Annotated in this window: 20 protein-coding genes; 18 read left to right on the top strand and 2 right to left on the bottom strand. The window is 63.2% G+C overall.

Going from position 1 to position 19,982, the window contains the following annotated elements; genetic code table 11:
* Positions 1–11 precede the first annotated feature (11 nt).
* A complete protein-coding gene (locus KI611_RS00510) occupies positions 12–914 on the top strand; it encodes a U32 family peptidase (RefSeq protein ID WP_226417891.1) in 903 nt (300 codons plus the stop codon).
* Between the two features lie 2 nt (positions 915–916).
* Positions 917–1,369: a ubiquinone anaerobic biosynthesis accessory factor UbiT gene (ubiT, locus tag KI611_RS00505; RefSeq protein ID WP_226417890.1), complete on the top strand. Its 453-nt coding sequence runs from the start codon at positions 917–919 to the stop codon at positions 1,367–1,369.
* A gap of 404 nt (positions 1,370–1,773) precedes the next feature.
* On the opposite strand, the gene KI611_RS00500 is transcribed toward ubiT, so the two are convergent.
* Both KI611_RS00500 and KI611_RS00495 read right to left on the bottom strand, forming a co-directional pair.
* Positions 1,774–3,609: a PHA/PHB synthase family protein gene (locus KI611_RS00500; RefSeq protein ID WP_226417889.1), complete on the bottom strand. Its 1,836-nt coding sequence runs from the start codon at positions 3,607–3,609 to the stop codon at positions 1,774–1,776.
* Positions 3,610–3,626: 17 nt separating this feature from the next.
* Positions 3,627–4,667, bottom strand: coding sequence for an MBL fold metallo-hydrolase (locus KI611_RS00495; RefSeq protein ID WP_226417888.1), 1,041 nt, complete (start codon positions 4,665–4,667; stop codon positions 3,627–3,629).
* Between the two features lie 102 nt (positions 4,668–4,769).
* Here KI611_RS00495 and KI611_RS00490 point away from each other — a divergent pair, with 102 nt between their 5' ends.
* The 16 genes from KI611_RS00490 (at position 4,770) to KI611_RS00415 (ending at position 19,937) form a co-directional block, all read left to right on the top strand.
* Positions 4,770–5,162, top strand: coding sequence for a MerR family transcriptional regulator (locus KI611_RS00490; RefSeq protein WP_226417887.1), 393 nt, complete (start codon positions 4,770–4,772; stop codon positions 5,160–5,162).
* Positions 5,163–5,274: 112 nt separating this feature from the next.
* A complete protein-coding gene (locus tag KI611_RS00485; RefSeq protein ID WP_226417886.1) occupies positions 5,275–6,447 on the top strand; it encodes an isovaleryl-CoA dehydrogenase in 1,173 nt (390 codons plus the stop codon).
* 54 nt (positions 6,448–6,501) lie between these two features.
* Positions 6,502–7,650: a carbonate dehydratase gene (can, locus tag KI611_RS00480; protein WP_226417885.1), complete on the top strand. Its 1,149-nt coding sequence runs from the start codon at positions 6,502–6,504 to the stop codon at positions 7,648–7,650.
* Positions 7,651–7,680: 30 nt separating this feature from the next.
* Positions 7,681–8,871, top strand: coding sequence for an acetyl-CoA C-acyltransferase (locus tag KI611_RS00475; protein WP_226417884.1), 1,191 nt, complete (start codon positions 7,681–7,683; stop codon positions 8,869–8,871).
* Positions 8,872–9,774 carry a DMT family transporter gene (locus KI611_RS00470; RefSeq protein WP_226417883.1) on the top strand — a complete coding sequence of 301 codons (903 nt, stop codon included), beginning with the start codon at positions 8,872–8,874 and terminating at the stop codon, positions 9,772–9,774.
* Positions 9,771–10,907, top strand: coding sequence for an acyl-CoA dehydrogenase (locus KI611_RS00465; RefSeq protein WP_226417882.1), 1,137 nt, complete (start codon positions 9,771–9,773; stop codon positions 10,905–10,907). Before KI611_RS00470 ends, KI611_RS00465 begins: the two co-directional genes overlap by 4 nt.
* 69 nt (positions 10,908–10,976) lie before the next feature.
* On the top strand, positions 10,977–11,594 hold the full coding sequence (locus tag KI611_RS00460; RefSeq protein WP_226417881.1) for a 2-hydroxychromene-2-carboxylate isomerase: 618 nt from the start codon (positions 10,977–10,979) through the stop codon (positions 11,592–11,594).
* A 7-nt stretch (positions 11,595–11,601) separates the two neighbouring features.
* Positions 11,602–12,201 carry a TIGR00730 family Rossman fold protein gene (locus KI611_RS00455; protein WP_226417880.1) on the top strand — a complete coding sequence of 200 codons (600 nt, stop codon included), beginning with the start codon at positions 11,602–11,604 and terminating at the stop codon, positions 12,199–12,201.
* A gap of 75 nt (positions 12,202–12,276) precedes the next feature.
* On the top strand, positions 12,277–13,884 hold the full coding sequence (locus tag KI611_RS00450) for a carboxyl transferase domain-containing protein (protein ID WP_226417879.1): 1,608 nt from the start codon (positions 12,277–12,279) through the stop codon (positions 13,882–13,884).
* Positions 13,885–13,893: 9 nt separating this feature from the next.
* Complete coding sequence (locus KI611_RS00445; protein WP_226417878.1) at positions 13,894–14,679, top strand: enoyl-CoA hydratase/isomerase family protein; 786 nt, start codon at positions 13,894–13,896, stop codon at positions 14,677–14,679.
* Positions 14,680–14,682: 3 nt separating this feature from the next.
* Positions 14,683–16,734, top strand: coding sequence for an acetyl/propionyl/methylcrotonyl-CoA carboxylase subunit alpha (locus KI611_RS00440; RefSeq protein WP_226417877.1), 2,052 nt, complete (start codon positions 14,683–14,685; stop codon positions 16,732–16,734).
* 18 nt (positions 16,735–16,752) lie between these two features.
* On the top strand, positions 16,753–17,661 hold the full coding sequence (locus KI611_RS00435) for a hydroxymethylglutaryl-CoA lyase (RefSeq protein WP_226417876.1): 909 nt from the start codon (positions 16,753–16,755) through the stop codon (positions 17,659–17,661).
* The gene (locus tag KI611_RS00430; RefSeq protein ID WP_226417875.1) at positions 17,658–18,647 is read left to right on the top strand and encodes a hypothetical protein; all 990 of its coding nucleotides are present in this window, start codon (positions 17,658–17,660) and stop codon (positions 18,645–18,647) included. Before KI611_RS00435 ends, KI611_RS00430 begins: the two co-directional genes overlap by 4 nt.
* A complete protein-coding gene (locus KI611_RS00425) occupies positions 18,648–18,839 on the top strand; it encodes a DUF1289 domain-containing protein (RefSeq protein WP_226417874.1) in 192 nt (63 codons plus the stop codon).
* 7 nt (positions 18,840–18,846) lie between these two features.
* A complete protein-coding gene (locus KI611_RS00420) occupies positions 18,847–19,026 on the top strand; it encodes a DUF1289 domain-containing protein (RefSeq protein WP_226417873.1) in 180 nt (59 codons plus the stop codon).
* Positions 19,023–19,937 carry an MBL fold metallo-hydrolase gene (locus KI611_RS00415; protein ID WP_226417872.1) on the top strand — a complete coding sequence of 305 codons (915 nt, stop codon included), beginning with the start codon at positions 19,023–19,025 and terminating at the stop codon, positions 19,935–19,937. Before KI611_RS00420 ends, KI611_RS00415 begins: the two co-directional genes overlap by 4 nt.
* Positions 19,938–19,982: the final 45 nt, after the last annotated feature.

Raw genomic sequence — 19,982 nt, 5'->3', positions numbered from 1 at the left:
GGAAACCCCCGATGAAATTATCTTTAGGTCCCCTGCTCTACTTCTGGTCCAAGGCGGAAGTCATGGAGTTTTACGCCGAAATGGCGCAGAACCCGGCTCTCGACATCATCTACGTCGGCGAGGTCGTCTGCTCGCGCCGCCAGCAACTGCGCACGGCCGACTGGATCGGCCTGGCCCGCGACCTGACCGACGCCGGCAAACAGGTCGTCGTCTCGGCCCAGGCCTTACTCGAATCGGAGAGCGACCTCAAGGCGCTGCGCCGGCTGATCGACGACGCCGGCTGCATGCTCGAAGCCAATGACCTCGGGGCGGTCAATCTGGCACATGGCCAGGATTTCGTCGCCGGCCCGCACCTCAACATCTACAACGAAACGACGCTCGCCACCTTCGCCCGTTACGGCCTGAAGCGCTGGGTGCCGCCGCTGGAAGCGACCCGGACGCTGGTCGAAACTCTGCACCGGAGCAAAGCGGACGGTGTCGAAACCGAGGTTTTCGTCTTCGGCAAGATCCCGCTCGCCTTCTCGGCCCGCTGCTTTACCGCCCGGCATTACGACCTGAACAAGGACGACTGCCAGTTCAAGTGCCTCGATCATGCCGACGGACTGACCCTGAAAACCCGCGACGGACAGGATTTCCTGACCATCAACGGCATCCAGACGATGTCGGCCCAGTGCTACAACCTGCTGCACGAAATTCCCGAGATGCTCGGCATGGGCATCGATATCGTCCGGATCAGCCCGCAGAAGCAACACATCGATGCCATCATCGGCGCCTTCGATACCGCCCGTCGCGGCGAACCGGTCAGCGTCGACAGCACATCCTGGAACGCCAGCGGTCTGGTCGATGGCTACTGGTTCGGTGATGCCGGGATCGTCCAGCACCACACGCGAGCCCTCGCCCAACCGGGAGCATGACCATGAATCCGAGTTTCACCATCCCGAAATTTCGCCTGCCGACCTTCGTCGCCAGCCTCGGTCAGCGCCTACCGCAATGGCCGCACGTCATCGTGTTGGTCGCCGGGCTGAATGCCGCGCTGAAGATGAAACTGTTGGCGGAAGACGGCTTGAGCCTGCTCGAAGACAAGCTCTTCCGGGTGCGCATCAACGATACCGGCGGCGAGGCTTCATACACCTATAGAAATGGCATGTTCCGGCCGGTTTTCCACCCCGACCGCGAGCCCGACCTCGCCTTTGCCGCAAACCTCTCCGCCTACCTGCAATTGCTCGCCCGCCAGGAGGACCCCGACACGCTGTTCTTCAACCGGGAGTTGGAGATTACTGGCGATACCGAACTGGGACTGGTCGTCAAGAACATGCTCGACGCCGTCGAGTGGCCCAGCCTGCCACGTTTGCCCCTGACCAGCCGCTAAGCCGGCGGGAAGCTCACCGGTCGGCACAATGCTGACCAGTTCCTCCTGCAGGACAGGGGTCGCCAAACCCTGCAACCGGCCGATGCTGGTCGACCCAAGATAGACGTTCAAGCCGGCCGCCAGGCGACCGTCGTTCCCGATCAAGCGCGAATGGAAAGCCGGATATTCGCGACCGATCGCCTGCAGAATGTCGCCGACCGTTTCGCCGCTGGCCATGACCTCTTCATGCCCATCGGCAAACTGACGCAAGATGGGCGGAATGTGTACGGTAACCACAGGGAACTCGGAAAGCATGATCGTTCTCCTCAGGGATGTTACCGGTCAGACACCCTGGCTCAAATCGAGTTCGAAAAAACGGGAGGCCGCAGCCTCCCGTCTTCATCGTTTCAGGCGAACAAGCCTGTTCAGTCGTTCTTCTGGGTATCCAGACGGAACTTGACATAGCTGCCCGGCGCCTCTTCGATGACCTTCAGCGTGCCGTCTTCCGGCTTGCGGGCCTTGACCTTGGCCGCGCCGCCCGGCAGGCTGGTCACCCACTTGTCCCAGTGCGTCCACCACGAACCGGCGTTCTGGGTCGCGCCAGCCAGGAAATCTTCCGGACTGGCCGGCAGATTGCCGTCGGTCGCCTCATTGGTCCAGAAGCCGTACTTGTTGGCGGCCGGCGGATTGACGATGCCGGCGATGTGGCCGGAGCCACCCAGGACGAACTTGGTCGGGCCGGAGGGCAGACGCGCCCCCATGTAGGTGCTCTTCCACGGGGCAATGTGGTCTTCGATGGTCGAGATGAAGTAGCACGGGGTCTTGACCTTGCTGATGTCGATCTTGACGCCGCCCAGCGTAATGCCGCCCGGCTCGACCAGCTTGTTCTCGAGATACATGTTGCGCAGGTAGAAGCTGTGCATCGCGGCCGGCATGCGCGTCGAATCGGAATTCCAGTAGAGCAGGTCGAACGGGAACGGATCCTTGCCCATCAGGTAGTTATTGACCACAAAGGACCAGATCAGGTCGTTGGCACGCAGCATGTTGAAGGTGCCGGCCATTTCCGAACCTTCGAGGAAGCCGCGCTGGCTCATCTTCTTCTCCAGGCCTTCGATGGCGCCTTCGTCGAGGAAGACCGAGAGTTCGCCCGGCTCGGAGAAGTCGAGCATGGTGGTGAAGAAGGTGGCGGAACTGACGCGCTTGTCCTTCTTGGCGGTCATGTAGGCCAGCGTGGACATCAGCAGGGTGCCGCCAATGCAGTAGGCGGCGACGTTGATGCTGTCTTCGCCGGTCTGGGCGCAAACCTGGTTGATGGCCTCGAGTGAGCCGTCGAGCATGTAGTCTTCAAACGACTTCTTGGCCAGCCGCTCGTCGGGATTCACCCAGGAAATGATGAAGGTGGTGTGCCCTTGATCGGTCGCCCATTTGACCAGGGAGTTCTTTTCGCGCAGATCGAGCACATAGTACTTGTTGATCCAGGGCGGCACGATCAGCAGCGGCTTCTTGTTCTGTTCCGGCGTGCTCGGGTTGTACTGGATGAGCTGGAACAGTTCGTTCTGGAAAATCACCTTGCCCGGCGTCGTCGCGACATTCTTGCCCATTTCGAAGGCCGAGGTGTCGGTCATCCGGATGCGCAGCTGGCCATCGCCGGACTCGACGTCATGCAACAGGTTGTTCAGACCCTTGATCAGATTCTGGCCATGGCTCTTGACCGTTTCGCGGAAAACTTCCGGATTGGTCAGCGCGAAGTTGGACGGCGACAACGCGTCGATGTACTGGCGGGTAAAGAAGTTGACCTTCTGCTGGGTTGCTTCGTCCAGACCGTCGGTGCCGGCCACCGTGTCATGCAGATGACGGGCCGTGATCAAATAGGACTGCTTGACGAAATCGAACAGGAAATGCTGCTCCCATTCTTCATCCTTGAACCGCTTGTCGCCCTTGCTGGGCGTCGCCACCGGATTATGTACCGGCATCCCGAGCATCTTCATCGAGGTGTTTTGCCACAGCGAGAAGTAGTCCCACATCATGTTCATCTGGGTCTGCGCCATCTTGTACGGATTGGCCATCAGACGCGACGAGAGGTCCATGAAGGCCTTGGCGACGCCAAGTTCGTCAGTCGGGGCACTGACGCCGTCCTTGGCCTTCTTTTCCATGAACTGGGTGATCAGGCGCGAAGCGCGCTGGGCGACCTCGGCATAGGTTTTGGCTATTTCAGCCGGATTGGGCTGGTTCAGGCCCTGTTCTTCGGATTGCTGCGACATACTTGAAACTCCCTCTGTCAGTGCGCGGTAGGTTGATGCTGCAACCGCAAGAATCGAATTACACCGTCGGAGCCTGTGCTGCGCGACAACCGTCCGGCTTGTTCAAGGTAATTCAGATGAGCAATTGCTTCGCCCATCGCAAACATCGTTTGGTGCGTATCGAGCGCCCGCTGAAAAAGGACATCAAGCAACTCGGCTGCGCTCTTCGGCGCATGTTCACAACTGATCTCCAGAGCGCGCAGACGTTCTTCATGGTGCGCGCGCAAAGCCGCCACCCGGGGCTGTACGCCAAAAAACGGCAGTCCGTGCGACGGTAACACCAAGGTATTGGCTGGCATTTGACCAGCCAGTTCATCCAGCGAATCGAGAAACCACGACAAGGCGTTTGCATCTGGCGTTGCCGCGAACACACTGATATTAGTGGAAATTTTTGGCAATAGCATGTCACCTGAAATTAACACGTCAAGTTCCGCGCAGTAAAGCGCCATATGCTCCGGGGCATGCCCGTGGCCAATCAGAATCTGCCACTCCTTGCCATCGACGGTCGCCACATCGCCGGCCTTCAGCCGGTGATAGTACTCGGGCAAGGCCGGCACGGCCTTGCGATAGCCCGAACCGCGTTTCTCGAATTTGGCCAGGTGATCGGTATCCAGCCCGTGCTGACGGAACTGCTCGACCATGAAACGCGCGCCGTGTCCGGCGACCTCGTGCCAGACGACATGAGCAGTGAGAAATTCGCCGCTGGTCATCCACAGCGGTGCACCGGTCAGTTCCATCAACCAGGTCGCCAGACCAAGGTGGTCGGGGTGGAAGTGGGTCACGATCAAGCGTTTCACCGGCCCGTCGAGCCGTTCGATGATCTGCTGCCAGGTCGCCCGCACCGCGTCATCGGGAAAACCGGTATCGACTATCGTCCACCCATCGCCATCGCGCAGCAGCCAGAGGTTGATGTGATTGAGCTGAAACGGCAGCGGCATGCGCAACCAGAAGACACCGCGAGCGACCTCGATCAACTCGCCGGCAGACGGCGGAACAGCGTGCGGGTAGTGCAGGGACATGGCCAAACTCGGGAATCGGGAACTGCAAATTACCATACGGTAGCGGATTGAAAAAACCTCTTTCTTCTGATTTACTTGGCCGACTTCTTCAAGGACAGCCAAGTGAACCAGCCGGCCATCATCTTCGCCATTTCCGACCTCGCCCGCGAGTTCGGCATCACGCCGCGCACCATTCGTTTCTGGGAAGATCAGGGCATTCTGGCGCCGCACCGCGAGGGCAGTAAGCGGGTATTCACCCGGCGCGACCGGGCGCGGCTGAAGATGGCCCTGCGCGGTAAACGGCTCGGTCTGTCGCTGGCCGAGATCAAGGACCTGATCGGCATGTACAACTCGACCGAGGACGAGACGCCACAGCTGATGGAATGTCTGCGCGTCATGTCGAAACGGCGGGAGGCCCTGGAACAGCAGCGCGAGGATATCGAAGCCATGCTGGCCGAAATTGCCCAGTTCGAAGAGCAGTGCCAATTGGAGTTGGCTCGCCGGGATGCCGCATAAAAACTTGGGCAATCAGTTGACGTTAACGTCAACGTAAATACAATCACGCCATGCCCGGAATATCCAATCCCCATTGGGGATTGAAAAACAAACCTAGAACGGAGACAAACCCATGAACATTCCCAGCCTCGACTTCGCCCTCGGCGAAGACATCAATATGCTGCGCGATGCGGTGAAAGCCTTCGCCGACGCCGAAATCGCGCCGCGCGCCGCGGAAATCGACCGCGCAAATGAATTCCCGGCCGATCTGTGGAAGAAATTCGGCGACATGGGCCTGCTCGGCATGACCGCCGGCGAGGAGTACGGCGGCACCAACATGGGTTATCTGGCCCATATCGTCGCGCTCGAGGAAATCTCCCGCGCCTCGGCGTCGGTCGGCCTGTCCTATGGCGCCCACTCGAATCTGTGCGTCAACCAGATTCGCCGCAACGGCAGCGCCGCGCAGCGCCAGAAATATCTGCCCAAGCTGATTTCGGGCGAGCATGTCGGCGCACTGGCGATGTCCGAGCCAAACGCCGGCTCCGACGTCGTGTCGATGAAATTGAAAGCCGAGAAAAAAGGCGACCGTTACGTGCTGAACGGTTCCAAGATGTGGATCACCAACGGCGGCGACGCCGACACCCTGGTGGTCTACGCCAAGACCGACCCGACCGCCGGGGCCAAGGGAATGACCGCTTTCATTGTCGAGAAGGGCATGCAAGGTTTTACCCACGGCAGCCACCTCGACAAACTGGGGATGCGCGGCTCCAACACTTTCCCGCTGTTCTTCGACGATTGTGAAGTGCCGGAAGAAAACGTCCTCGGCGGCATCGGCAACGGCACCAAGGTCCTGATGTCCGGCCTCGACTACGAACGCGCCGTGCTATGCGGCGGCCCGCTCGGCATCATGGCGGCGTGCATGGACGTTGTCGTGCCCTTCGTCCATGAACGCAAGCAGTTCGGCCAGGCGATCGGCGAATTCCAGCTGATGCAGGGCAAGGTCGCCGATCTCTATTCGACCTGGCAGGCCACCCGCGCCTATGTCTATGCCGTCGGCCGGGCCTGCGACACGACCGACCATTCGCGCACGCTGCGCAAGGACGCCGCCGGCGCCATCCTTTATTCGGCCGAAAAGGCTACCTGGATGGCTGGCGAGGCGATTCAGACACTGGGCGGCGTCGGCTATACCAACGAGTACCCGACCGGCCGTTTGTGGCGCGATGCGAAGCTTTACGAGATCGGGGCAGGCACCTCCGAAATCCGTAGAATGCTGATCGGTCGCGAACTTTTCGCCGAAACCGCCTAACAAGCTCCCGCCGGCGTCCCCGGAACGGGGCGCCGCTACATGGAGCCGAACAGCATGCCCGCCACCCTGCGCACTCTCACCGCCAACGATACCGACGCCCTCGAGGACGTCCGCCAGTTCTTCCGCAACTACGCGGCCTGGCTCGGCGTCGACCTGTCCTATCAGAACTTCGATCAGGAAATGGCCTCGCTGCCCGGTGCCTACGTCGCACCGCAGGGCAGGCTATTTTTCGCCGAAGTCGAGGGCCGCCCGGCCGGCTGCGTCGGCGTCCGCCCGCTACCGGGCAGCGATGGCGTCTGCGAAATGAAGCGTCTTTATGTGACGCCCGAGGAACGCGGCCACGGCGTCGGGGCCAAGTTGGCGCTGGCGGCGATCAAGGCGGCCAAGGAAATCGGCTATCGCAAGCTGATGATCGACACCCTACCCAACATGCGGATGGCGGTAAAACTCTACCGCGAACTCGGTTTCACCGAAGCGCCTAACTATTACCAGACGCCGGTCGAAGGCACGATGTTCCTCGCCCTCGACCTCGACAACTGGTCGGAAGAGGAAATCCGCAGCGAGAACCTCTCCCACCTGTTCGACTTCAACCGCGCCTGGGCGAGCCAGATGCGTGAAGTCGACCCGACCTATTTCAAGAAGCTGGCCGAGTTGCAGGCCCCGGAATTCCTGTGGATCGGCTGCTCCGATTCGCGGGTGCCGGCCAACCAGATCGTCGGCCTGCTGCCGGGCGAGGTCTTCGTCCATCGCAACGTCGCCAATCTGGTGATGCATACCGACATGAACTGCCTGTCGGTGATCCAGTACGCCGTCGATGTCCTGAAGGTCAAGCACATCATGGTCGTCGGCCACTACGGCTGCGGCGGCGTCGGGGCCGCACTGCGCCGCGACCGCGTCGGGATCGTCGATTTCTGGCTGCACAACGTCACCGAAGTGCACAACAAGCATCTCGCCCACCTCAATGCCCTGCCCGAGGGCGAACGGCACGACCGGCTGTGCGAGCTGAACGTTCTCGAACAGGTGGTGAACCTGTGCCACACGCCGGTCGTCAAGGATGCCTGGATGCGCGGCCAGAAGCTGACCATCCACGGCTGGGTCTACGGCCTGAAGGACGGCCTGGTGCACGACCTCGGCATCACCATCGATTGCCCGGAAGATTTACTTACCCGTTACGACGCCGCCCTGAAGGCGTTGGAAGTCTGATTTCATAACAAGCACGCAGGAGAAAACAGCATGAATGATCCGATCGTTATCGTTTCCGCCGCCCGTACCGCGATGGGCGCCTTCCAGGGCGGCTTTGCCAGCCTGACCGCCGCCAACCTCGGCGCCGTCGCCATCAAGGCGGCGGTCGAGCGCGCCGGCCTCGACGCCAACCTGGTCGAAGAAGTGCTGATGGGCTGCGTGCTGCAAGCCGGCCAGGGCCAGGCCCCGGCCCGCCAGGCGGCGCTGCAGGCCGGCCTGCCGATCACCGCCGGCTGCGCCACCATCCACAAGGTCTGCGGCTCGGCGATGAAAGCCACCATGCTCGGCCACGACGGCATCCTCGCCGGTTCGTACAACGTCGCCGTAGTCGGCGGCATGGAGTCGATGACCAACGCCCCCTACCTGCTGCCCAAGGCGCGCGGCGGCTATCGTCTCGGTCACGGCCAGTTGATGGACCACATGTTCCTCGACGGTCTGGAAGACTCCTACGGCAAGGAAACGCGCGGCCGCCTGATGGGCACTTTTGCCGAAGAGTGTGCGACCACTTACGGTTTCACCCGTGAAGCACAGGACGAGTTCGCCGTCCGTTCGACGACTCGCGCGATCGAAGCCAGCAACAACGGTTCCTTCGCCTGGGAAATTGCCCCGGTCACCGTCGCCGGTCGCAAGGGCGATGTCGTCGTCGACAAGGATGAAGGCCCGTTTGCCGTCAATGTCGAAAAAATTCCAACGTTGAAGCCGGCTTTCCGGAAGGATGGCACGGTCACCGCCGCCAACTCCTCGTCGATTTCCGACGGCGCCGCCGCCCTGGTCCTGATGCGCGCCTCGCAAGCCGCCAAGCTCGGACTGCAGCCGCTCGCCCGCATCGTCGGTCACACCACCAATGCCGGCGTGCCGGCGCTGTTCCCGAGCGCCCCGGTCGGCGCCATGCAGAAGCTGTTCGCCAAGACCGGATGGACGGCCGAAAGCGTCGATCTGTATGAAATCAACGAAGCCTTCGCCGTCGTCACCATGGCCGCGCTGCACGACCTCAAGCTCGATCCGGCCAAGGTCAACATCCACGGCGGCGCCTGTGCGCTCGGCCACCCGATCGGCGCCTCCGGCGCCCGCATCGTCGTCACGCTGCTCGGCGCGCTGAAGAAGTACGGCCTGAAGCGCGGCGTTGCCTCGCTGTGCATCGGCGGCGGCGAAGCGACGGCGCTGGCGGTGGAACTGCTGTAAGTGCCGCAGCGGGCCGGGTCGATTACCTATTTCAAGCTGATCGCGACCATGTTCATGTGGGGTGGAACCTGGATTGCCGGGCGGGTCGTGGCGCAGGAACTGACTGCGCCGCTGGCCGTGCCGGCTTTCCGCTTCCTGCTCGCTGGGCTGGTCCTGGCCGGCGTTGCGCTGGCCAGCGAAGGCCGCATCCCGCGGCCACAGACCGGCAGCGAATGGGGCATCGTCACCGGCCTGGCCGTCACGGGGATTTTCATCTACGCCCTGTGCTTCTTCTACGGCCTGAAATACATCACCGCCGGACGCGGCGCGCTGGTCGTCGCCCTCAACCCGGTCCTTGTCGCACTGGCCGCCTGGTTTCTCGGCCAGGAAAGGATGACGCCGCGCAAGCTGGCCGGTGTCATCGTCGCCATGGCCGGCTGCCTGACCGTGGTCGGTAACGGCGATCCGCTGGCCCTGCTGCAGGGCGCGGTCGGCACCGGCGAGTGGCTGATTCTCGGCTGCGCGCTGTGCTGGACGGCCTACACCTTCATCGGTCGCCGTGCGACAAAAACCTTGTCGCCGCTCGCCGCGACCTTGTGGGCCAGCCTGCTCGGGGCGCTGCTGCTCGGCGTCACGGCGCTGCTGCAGGGCGGCAACGAATTGGCCGAGTGGTCGTGGCGGGTATGGACCAGCGTCCTTTTTCTCGCCATCGGCGGCACCGCCCTCGCCTTCACCTGGTTCGCCGATGGCGTCAAACAGCTGGGGGCGGCGCGGGCTTCGATCTTCGTCAATCTGGTACCGGTCTTTGCCGTGTTGCAAGCGGCGGTACTACTCAATGAACACCTCGGCCTGGCCGTGCTGGCCGGTGGCCTGCTGGTCATCGCCGGGGTCTGGCTAACAAGCTACAGCAAGGAAACAGCATGATTCTCACGCAAGAACAGGAAATGATCCGCGACTCGATGCGCAGTTTCGCGCAGGAGCGCCTCGCCCCCTTCGCCGCCGACTGGGACAAGAACCACACCTTCCCGGCCGAAGCGCTGAAGGAACTCGGCGAACTCGGCGCCATGGGCATGGTCGTGCCCGAGGAATGGGACGGTGCCGGCATGGACTACATGTCGCTGGTCCTGACCCTGGAAGAAATCGCTGCCGGCGACGGCGCCACGTCGACCATCGTCTCGGTACAGAACTCGCTGGCCTGCGGCATCACGATGAAATACGGCACCGACGCGCAGAAGGAAGAATGGCTGAAGCCGCTCGCCCGCGGCGCGAAACTCGGTTGCTTCTGCCTGACCGAACCGCACACCGGTTCCGACGCCGCCGCCATCACCACCAAGGCCGACCGTGACGGCGACCATTTCGTGCTGAACGGCGTCAAGCAATTCATCACCACCGGCAAGCATGCCCACATGGCCATCGTCTTTGCCGTCACCGACAAGGCGGCGGGCAAGAAGGGCATTTCCTGCTTCCTGATCCCGACCGCGACGCCGGGCTTCATCGTCGGCCGTACCGAAGACAAGATGGGCCAGCACGCCTCCGATACCGTGCAGATCATCCTGGAAAACTGCCGTGTGCCGGCCTCGGCCCTGCTCGGCAAGGAAGGCGAAGGCTACAAGATCGCCCTCTCCAACCTCGAAGCCGGCCGCATCGGCATCGCCGCCCAGAGCATCGGCATGGCCCGCGCCGCTTTCGAAGCCGCCATCCGCTACGCCAAGGAACGCGTCACCTTCGGCGTGCCGATCATCGACCACCAGGCGGTCAACTTCAAACTGGCCGACATGAACACCCTGCTCGACGCCGCCCGCCTGATGGTCTGGCGCGCCGCCCAGTTGAAGGATGCCGGCAAGCCCTGCCTGAAGGAAGCCTCGATGGCCAAGATGTTCGCCTCCGAAGCCGCCGAGAAGATTGCTTCGGACGCCATCCAGATCCACGGCGGCGTCGGTTACACCAGCGATTTCCCGGTCGAGCGGATCTACCGCGACGTGCGCATCTGCCAGATCTACGAAGGGGCGAACGACATCCAGCGACTGGTCATCGGGCGCAGCATCGCCGCCGAATAAACCGCACTACCGCGGTCGACGGGCAAAAAACAAAAAATGCCCGCGACCGCCCCAACGAGGAGACAAACCATGCCTGATTCCGGCACCGCGCCCATCGAGTTCTACTTCGATTTTTCCAGCCCCTACGGCTACCTGATGAGCGAGAAGATCGATGCCCTCGCCGCCCGGCATGGCCGCAAGGTCAGATGGCACCCGGTCCTGCTCGGCGTCATTTTCCAGGCCGTCGGCTCGCGGCCGCCGGCCGATGGGGTGAGCAGCAAGGGCAAATACATTGAGCGGGATTTCCACCGCTCCGCCCGCTTCATGGAAATCCCCTACAACCCGCCGAGCCGCTTCCCGCTGCCGACGCAGAATGCCGCCCGCGCCTATTACTGGCTGCACGGCCAGGACTGCGGACTGGCCCGGCAATTTGCCCATGCCGTCTACCGCGCCTTCTTCGTCGACGACCGCGACATTTCCTCGCCCGACACCGTGCTCGACATCGCTGCCGGTCTGGGCATCGACCGTGGCGAACTGGGTTCTGCGCTGCAAAGCCCGGAAATCAAGGCCCGCCTCAAGGATGAATGCGACAAGGCATTGGCCATCGGCGTCTTCGGCTCGCCGCACGTGATCATCGACGGCGAAGCTTTCTTTGGCGCCGACCGCCTGCCGCAGATCGAGCAATGGCTGGCCAGCGGTGGCTTCTGAGACCGACATGCAACGAATCTGCGTCTTCTGCGGCTCCAACCCCGGCCACAACCCGCTATACCGTAGCGAGGCTGAAAAGCTCGGCCGGCTGCTCGCGGCGCGCGGCATCGAACTGGTCTATGGCGGCGGCAATGTCGGCCTCATGGGTGCCGTCGCCGATGCCTGCCTGGCGGCCGGCGGCGCGGCCATCGGCGTCATTCCGGAAGCGCTGATGGGCAAGGAAGTGGCCGGTCGCCATGTCGAGCACCGGGCGCTGACCCGCCTCGAAGTAGTCGATTCGATGCATACCCGCAAGGCGCGGATGGCCGAACTGGCCGACGGCTTCATCGCCCTGCCCGGCGGTTTCGGGACATTCGAGGAATTCTGCGAAATCCTGACCTGGGGCCAGCTCGGGTTCCACGTGAAACCGATGGGCCTGCTCAACGTCAATGGCTTTTACGACCCGCTGCTCGCACTGTTCGACCATGCCGTCGGCGAAGGTTTCCTGCGCGAGCAGAACCGGGCGATGGCACTGGCCGACACCGACATCGGGCGCCTGCTCGACCAGATGGCGAGCTACCGGCCAGAGCCGGTCAGCAAGTGGCTGAAAAGCAGTTATGAGTTATGAGTTGTTGGTCATTAGCAAAAGCGCGGTTTGGCTAATAACTAAAGACTAACGGCCAACTACTAGAAAAGAGGAGACATGACTGTACTAAAAACCCAACTCAACCCGCGCTCGGCCGACTTTCAGGCCAATGCGGCAGCGATGGATAGCGTGGTTGCCGACTTGCACGAAAAAGTCGAAAAGATCGCGCTCGGCGGCCCGGAAGCCGCCCGCCAGAAACACCTGGCGCGGGGCAAGCTGTTGCCGCGCGAACGGGTCAGCGGCCTGCTCGATCCCGGCACGCCATTCCTTGAAATCGGCCAGTTCGCCGCCTATGGCATGTACGGCGGCGATGTGCCGGCCGCTTCGGTGATTGCCGGCATCGGCCGGGTGCATGGCGTCGAATGCATGATCGTCGCCAACGACGCCACGGTGAAGGGCGGCACCTACTACCCGCTGACCGTCAAGAAACACCTGCGGGCCCAGGAAATCGCCCTGGAAAACCGGCTGCCCTGCGTCTATCTAGTCGATTCCGGCGGCGCCTTTTTGCCGATGCAGGACGAGGTCTTTCCGGACAAGGAACACTTCGGTCGCATTTTCTTCAACCAGGCCAACCTGTCGGCCCAGGGCATTCCGCAGATCGCCGCCGTGATGGGCTCATGCACGGCCGGCGGCGCCTACGTGCCAGCAATGTGCGACGAGTCGATCATCGTCAAGAACCAGGGCACGATCTTCCTGGGCGGCCCGCCGCTGGTCAAGGCGGCGACCGGCGAGGTGGTGACCGCCGAAGACCTCGGCGGGGCCGACGTGCATACCCGCGTTTCCGGCGTCGTCGATCATCTGGCCGAGAACGACGCGCATGCGCTGGCCATTGCCCGACGCATCGTCAAGGATCTGAACTGGCAGAAGGCGCCGCCGGTCACCTTGACCGCCCCCAGCGAGCCGCGCTACCCGACCCAGGAGCTGTACGGCGTCATTCCGACCGACAGCAAGAAACCCTTCGATGTCCGTGAAATCATCGCCCGCGTCGTGGATGACTCGGATTTCGACGAATTCAAGGCGCGCTACGGCACCACACTGGTCTGCGGCTTTGCCCGGATTTACGGCTACCCGGTCGGTATCGTCGCCAACAACGGCATCCTGTTCAGCGAATCGGCCCTGAAAGGCGCCCATTTCATCGAACTGTGCGCCCAGCGCGGCATTCCGCTGGTTTTCCTGCAGAACATCACCGGCTTCATGGTCGGCCGCAAGTATGAAAACGGCGGCATCGCCCGCGACGGCGCCAAGATGGTCACCGCAGTGGCGACCGCCAAGGTGCCAAAATTCACCGTGGTCATCGGCGGCTCGTTCGGCGCCGGCAATTACGGCATGTGCGGCCGGGCCTACTCGCCGCGCTTCCTGTGGATGTGGCCGAATGCCCGAATTTCGGTGATGGGCGGCGACCAGGCGGCCGGCGTGCTGGCCACCGTCAAGCGCGACGGCATCGAGGCGGCCGGCAAGACCTGGAGCGCAGAGGAGGAAACCGCCTTCAAGGCGCCGATCCGCGAGCAGTACGAAACCCAGGGCCACCCCTACTACGCCAGCGCCCGCCTGTGGGACGACGGCATCATCGACCCGGCCGATACCCGCCGCGTGCTCGGTCTCGGCCTGTCCGCCGCAATGAACGCCCCGGCCGAAGAAACCAAGTTCGGCATCTTCCGAATGTAAGGAATAGACATGTTTACCACACTGGAAATCGAACTCTCGGGCAAGGTCGCAACGATCTGGATGAACCGTCCGGACATGCACAACGCCTTTGACGAAACGCTGATCGCCGAACTGACCGCCGCCTGCATCGCCCTCGACGCTGACCCCGACGTCCGCGTCGTCGTGCTCGCCGGTCGCGGCAAGAGCTTCTCGGCCGGCGCCGACCTTAATTGGATGAAGCGCGCCGCCAACAACGGCCTCGACGACAACCTCAACGACGCACGCGGCCTGGCCGGCATGCTGCGCACGCTGGCCGAGATGAAGAAGCCGACCATCGCCCGCGTCCAGGGCGCCGCCCTGGGTGGCGGCACTGGCCTGACCGCCGCCTGCGATATCGCCGTCGCGTCGAGCAAGGCCTTCTTCGCCACCTCGGAAGTCAAGTTCGGCATCATCCCGTCGGCCATCAGCCCTTATGTTGTGCGCGCCATCGGTGCCCGCCAGGCCTACCGCTACTTCCAGTCGGCCGAACGGATCAACGCCGCCCGCGCCCGCGAGCTCGGACTGGTCCACGAAATGGTCGAACCGGAGCAACTCGACGCCAAGGTGCAGGAAATCGTCGCCGCCCTGATTCTCGGCGGGCCGCTCGCCCAGGCCGCGGCCAAGGACCTGATCCGCGCCGTCGATAACCAGCCGATCAACCACACGCTGGTCGAAGACACCGCCCACCGCATCGCTCACCTGCGGGCGACGCCGGAAGCCCGCGACGGGATCGCCGCCTTCCTCGACAAACGCCCGCCCGCCTGGATTGGGGAATAGACCATGTTCAACAAAATTCTGATTGCCAACCGTGGCGAAATCGCCTGCCGGGTGATCAAGACGGCCCGCCGCATGGGCATCCGCACCGTCGCCGTCTATTCCGCAGCCGACGCCAACGCCCGCCATGTCCGGCTGGCCGACGAGGCGGTGCTGCTCGGCCCGGCCGCGGCTCGCGAGTCCTATCTGGTCGCCGACAAGATTCTCGACGCCGCCAAGCGCACCGGCGCCCAGGCCGTCCATCCCGGCTACGGTTTTCTTTCCGAAAATGCCGACTTTGCCGAGGCCTGCGCCGCCAGCGGCATCACCTTCATCGGCCCGCCGGCTTCGGCGATCCGCGCCATGGGCTCGAAATCGGAAGCCAAGAAGCTGATGGGCAAGGCCGCCGTGCCGCTGACCCCGGGCTACCACGGCGATGACCAGAGCCCCGAGCTGCTGCACCGCGAAGCCGACCAGATCGGTTATCCGGTCCTGATCAAAGCGGCGGCCGGCGGTGGCGGCAAGGGCATGCGGCTGGTCGAAAAAAGCGACGATTTCCCCGATTCGCTCGCCTCGTGCAAGCGTGAAGCGGCGTCCAGCTTCGGCAACGAGCATGTGCTGATCGAGAAGTACATCACCCGCCCCCGGCACATCGAAATCCAGGTCTTTGCCGACAGCCAGGGCAATTGCGTTTACCTGTTCGAGCGCGACTGCTCGGTGCAGCGCCGCCACCAGAAGGTGCTGGAAGAAGCCCCGGCGCCCGGCATGACGCCGGAGCGCCGCCGCCAGATGGGCGAAGCGGCCGTCGCCGCGGCCCAGGCGGTCGGCTATGTCGGCGCCGGCACGGTCGAGTTCATCGCCAATCAGGACGGCTCGTTCTATTTCATGGAAATGAACACCCGCCTGCAGGTCGAGCACCCGGTGACCGAAATGATCACCGGCCAGGATCTGGTCGAATGGCAATTGCGCGTTGCCGCCGGCCAGCCGCTGCCGCTCGCCCAGGAACAGCTGCAGATTCGCGGCCACGCGCTGGAAGCACGGATTTATGCCGAAGATGCCAACAAGGGCTTCCTGCCCTCGACCGGCCACCTGATCCGCCTGTCGCCGCCGGCCGAAAGCCTCAATGTGCGCGTCGATACCGGCGTCGAGGAAGGCGACGAGATCACCCCCTTCTACGACCCGATGATCGCCAAGCTGATTGTCTGGGACGAACACCGCGATGCGGCGCTGGCCCGCATGCGGAAAGCCCTGGCCGACTACCAGGTAGCCGGCGTCACCACCAACATCGACTTCCTGTCGCGCCTTGTCGCCTGCCCGGCCTTCGCCGGTGCCGATCTCGATACCGGCCTGATCGAACGGCAGAAAGACTTCCTCTTCCCGGCCGCTCAGGCCGTGCCGCGCGATGCGCTGCTCGTCGCGACGGTCGGCGAACTGCTCTGGGAACAGCATGCCGCCAAACAGGCGGCGAAGGCCAGCGGCGACCCCTGGTCGCCCTGGCACGCCCGCGACGGCTGGCGGATGAACCTGTCGTCGGCCCGCACCATCAGCTTCCGCGCCCCCGCCCCCAAGGGGACTTGCTTCGCGGCGCAGGAAGTCCCCTTGGGGGAAGATGGCGAAGCGCTGATCGATGCGCACGTCCGCTACCGGCGCGATCACTGGGAAATCACCATCGCCGGCATAACGACCCTGGCCCGCGGCAAGAAGCTGGACGGCGACCGCTTTGCCGTCGAACTCGACGACCGCCGCTTGATGGCCAGCGTCGTCGCCGCCGACGACAAGCGCAGCCTGTTCTTGAACGGGAGCACGTACTCACTTCTCCGCGATGACCCGCTGCATCGTGTCGACGCCGGCGACAGCCACGGCGGCGGACTGACCGCGCCGATGCCCGGCAAGGTCGTCGCCCTGCTCGCCCAACCCGGCCAGAAGGTCGACAAAGGCACGCCGCTGCTCATCCTCGAAGCGATGAAAATGGAACACACCATCACCGCCCCCGCCGCCGGCACCGTCAAAGCCTTCTGCTATGCCGCCGGCGAGCAGGTCAGCGACGGCGCAGCGCTGGTCGAGTTCGAAAGCCAGTAATCCCTACGAGGTCAGTCCATGTCCCTTCCCAGCCAGGTAAAAATTGTCGAAGTCGGCCCGCGCGACGGCTTGCAGAATGAAAAGCAGGTCGTGCCGACAGCGATCAAGATCGAACTGATCGAACGTCTGGCCGAGGCCGGCCTGCGCGTCATCGAGGCGACCTCTTTCGTCTCGCCGAAGTGGGTGCCGCAGATGGGCGACAACACGGCAGTCATGCAGGGCATCAAACGCCACCCGGCGACGGCGTACCCGGTCTTGACGCCGAATTTGCAGGGTTTCGATGCGGCGGTGCAGGCGGGAGCCACGGAAGTGGCTATTTTTGGCGCCGCTTCCGAGTCTTTCTCGCAAAAAAACATCAATTGCTCGATTGCCGAGAGCCTGAAACGCTTCGAACCCATCGTTTCGGCCGCCAGCGCGCTGGAAATCCCGGTCCGCGGCTATGTTTCCTGCGTCGTCGGCTGTCCCTACGAAGGGGCCATTGCACCGGCGCAGGCGGCCAGTGTCGCCAGCCGGCTGTTTGCCATGGGCTGCTATGAAGTGTCGCTCGGCGACACCATCGGCGTCGGCAACCCGGCCTCGATCCAGCGCATGATCGAAGCCTGCGCCCGCCTCGTGCCCATCGAAAAGCTGGCCGGCCATTACCACGACACCTACGGCATGGCGATTGCCAACATCCACGCCTCGCTGCAACTCGGCATGGCCGTTTTCGACAGTTCCATCGCCGGTCTGGGTGGTTGCCCCTACGCCAAAGGCGCCTCGGGCAACGTGGCGACCGAGGATGTTGTTTATTTATTGCAGGGCCTGGGCATTGAAACCGGCATCGATCTGGCTAAACTGGCAGCTATCGGGGAATGGATTTCCACCTCCCTCAATCGCCCGAACGGCGCCAAGGCTGGCCGGGCACTTTGTGCCAAAGCTACTGTGTGAGTCTGATTTCCGCTGTTGCCGATTTTCTGAAGCCTACGCCGCGGCCGGAACCGGCTGTCCTCAAGGCGCTCGAACGGGTGGCCGAACTGGTCGATCCGCTACTCCGGGTGGCGCCGAATTTCGAGAAACAGCTGGCTTTTCCGGTACAGCACGCGCTGGGCTATTGCGACGGACTGGTCGCGGCGCTGCCCGGACCGATCGAGATCAACCGCCAGGCCTTTGCCACCGATCCACTGATCCATGCGCTGTTCGCCACGGCCGGCGACATCGACCAGATGCTCGGTCGCAGCGAGGCCGTACGGGATTTCCTGGCCGAGCCGGGCTGCTGGGAGAACGAGCATTTTTACGCGATGTTCGCGGCGCGCCGCCAGCAAAAGAAACAATTCGGCATGGTGCAGCAGGGCGACCTGATTCAGAACGATGTGCCGCAGCAGGTCCTGTTCTTTTCCGACCATCTGCTGATCGCGCCGTGCTGCGATCTTGCCGTCACCTTGCAGAAACTGCGCTGCCAGGCGCTGGAAAGCCTGCTCCGCACCTTCAGCGCCCACGTCGAGGCGCTGCGCCAGGAGCGCGAAGGCTTGCGCGCCGATGTCTCGGTCGGGCGCTCCCACCTGACGGTGCTGCGCGGCAGCACACCAGGTTCGGAATACGCAGTGCGCACCCGACATCTCGCCGACCTCGACGCCCGCCTGCGCCAGAATGTCGAATCCTTGATGCCTGAACAGTTGCTCGCCTCGCTGGCCGAGTTTCTCCGTTCGCCGGAACCGGCGCTCAGCCTCACCCCGGTCAGCGTTACCGTTGACCGCCTGGGCATCGTCCGCGAGGAGGCGAGCCAGGATATCGACGTGCACACCCTCAACTTTCCGGAACTATCTGCCCGCGACAAGCGTCTTCATCTGGTCATGCTCGCCAAAATAAGCCGCGACGAAGCACTCGAAGCCGTTGAGATGGTGCGCGATCAGCAACACCGGTTCATGCTCATCTAAATGCTCCCCTCACCCTGTATCAACATCTGTCGGATGGATGCCGACAACGGCCTGTGTCTCGGCTGTTTCCGGACCATCGAAGAAATCACCGTCTGGTCGCGGACCGACGATTCCCACCGGGCCCGCATCCTCGCCGCCATCGCCCGGCGCCGAGCCGAACACGACGCATTGCCGGGCGACGGCAAGCGCTGAGCCGATCATGGAAAACTACGAAGAAGACCAATATCTCTGCGTCGGGGTCTGCATGGCCGATCCCGATTCCGGCTACTGCCTGGGTTGTGGCCGGCCGCCGCTCGGCGCACCGCAAATCGTCGCTGAGGTGGCCTGGCCATCGATCCAGCCGGCCAATATCAGCACCGACCCGGACCACCCGGAATGAGCGTGCATCTGCCCGAGTCGCTGGTCGTTCTCGAACGCGGCTGGCTCTCGGCCAACAACATTCTTTGCCTGGAAGGCGAAAACGCCACGCTGGTCGATAGCGGCTACGTCGCGCATGCCGCCCAGACCGTCGAGCTGGTCGGCCATGCGCTGGATGGCCGGCAGTTGAAGCGGCTGTTCAACACCCATTCGCATTCCGACCATATCGGCGGCAACGCCGCCTTGCAGGCCCGGTTTGGTTGTTCAATCAGCGTGCCGGCCGGCCTGCATGCGGTGATTGCCGAATGGGACGAAAACGCCCTGCTCCTTTCGCCGCTCGGCCAGCAATCGGCGCGCTTCCAGCACGACAGCCTGCTCGCCGCCGGCAGCGAAGTCGAAATGGCCGGCCTGAACTGGCAGTTGCTGGCCGTGCCCGGCCACGACATGGAAGCGCTCGCCTTCTACAACGCCGAACAGCGCATCCTGATTTCCGGCGATGCGCTGTGGGAAAACGGTTTCGGCGTGATTTTCCCGGAACTGCTCGGCGAGGCCGACGGCCTGGCCAGTACCCGGGCAACGCTGGAAATGCTCGCCCGGCTGCCCATCGACACGGTGATTCCCGGACACGGCAAGCCGTTTGCCACGGTGGATGCGGCTTTTGCGCGGGCTTTCCGGCGTCTCGAGATGTTTACCGCCGAAATCGACAAACTGGCCTGGCACGCGATCAAGGTCATCGTCTCGTTCGCCATGATGGAACGGCGGTGCATCGCCGCTGCCGATTTCCCCCGTTTCATCCTCAGCCTGCCATTTGCCATCGACGTCAATCGCCGCTACCTGGGGCTTGACGAAGAGATGCTGGCGGCCCGGGTCGAACGCGATCTGCTGCTGGTCAACGCCTTGCGCCGCGAGGCCGGAGATCTGGTCGCAGGCTGATTCTCGCTGGATCGAGGCAGACCGATAACGTACAATCAAACCCTT

This window comes from Dechloromonas denitrificans (assembly GCF_020510685.1).
Classification (GTDB): domain Bacteria; phylum Pseudomonadota; class Gammaproteobacteria; order Burkholderiales; family Rhodocyclaceae; genus Azonexus; species Azonexus denitrificans_A.
Note: the sequence above shows the minus strand (reverse complement) of the source record. Positions and strands in the feature narration are given on the sequence as shown.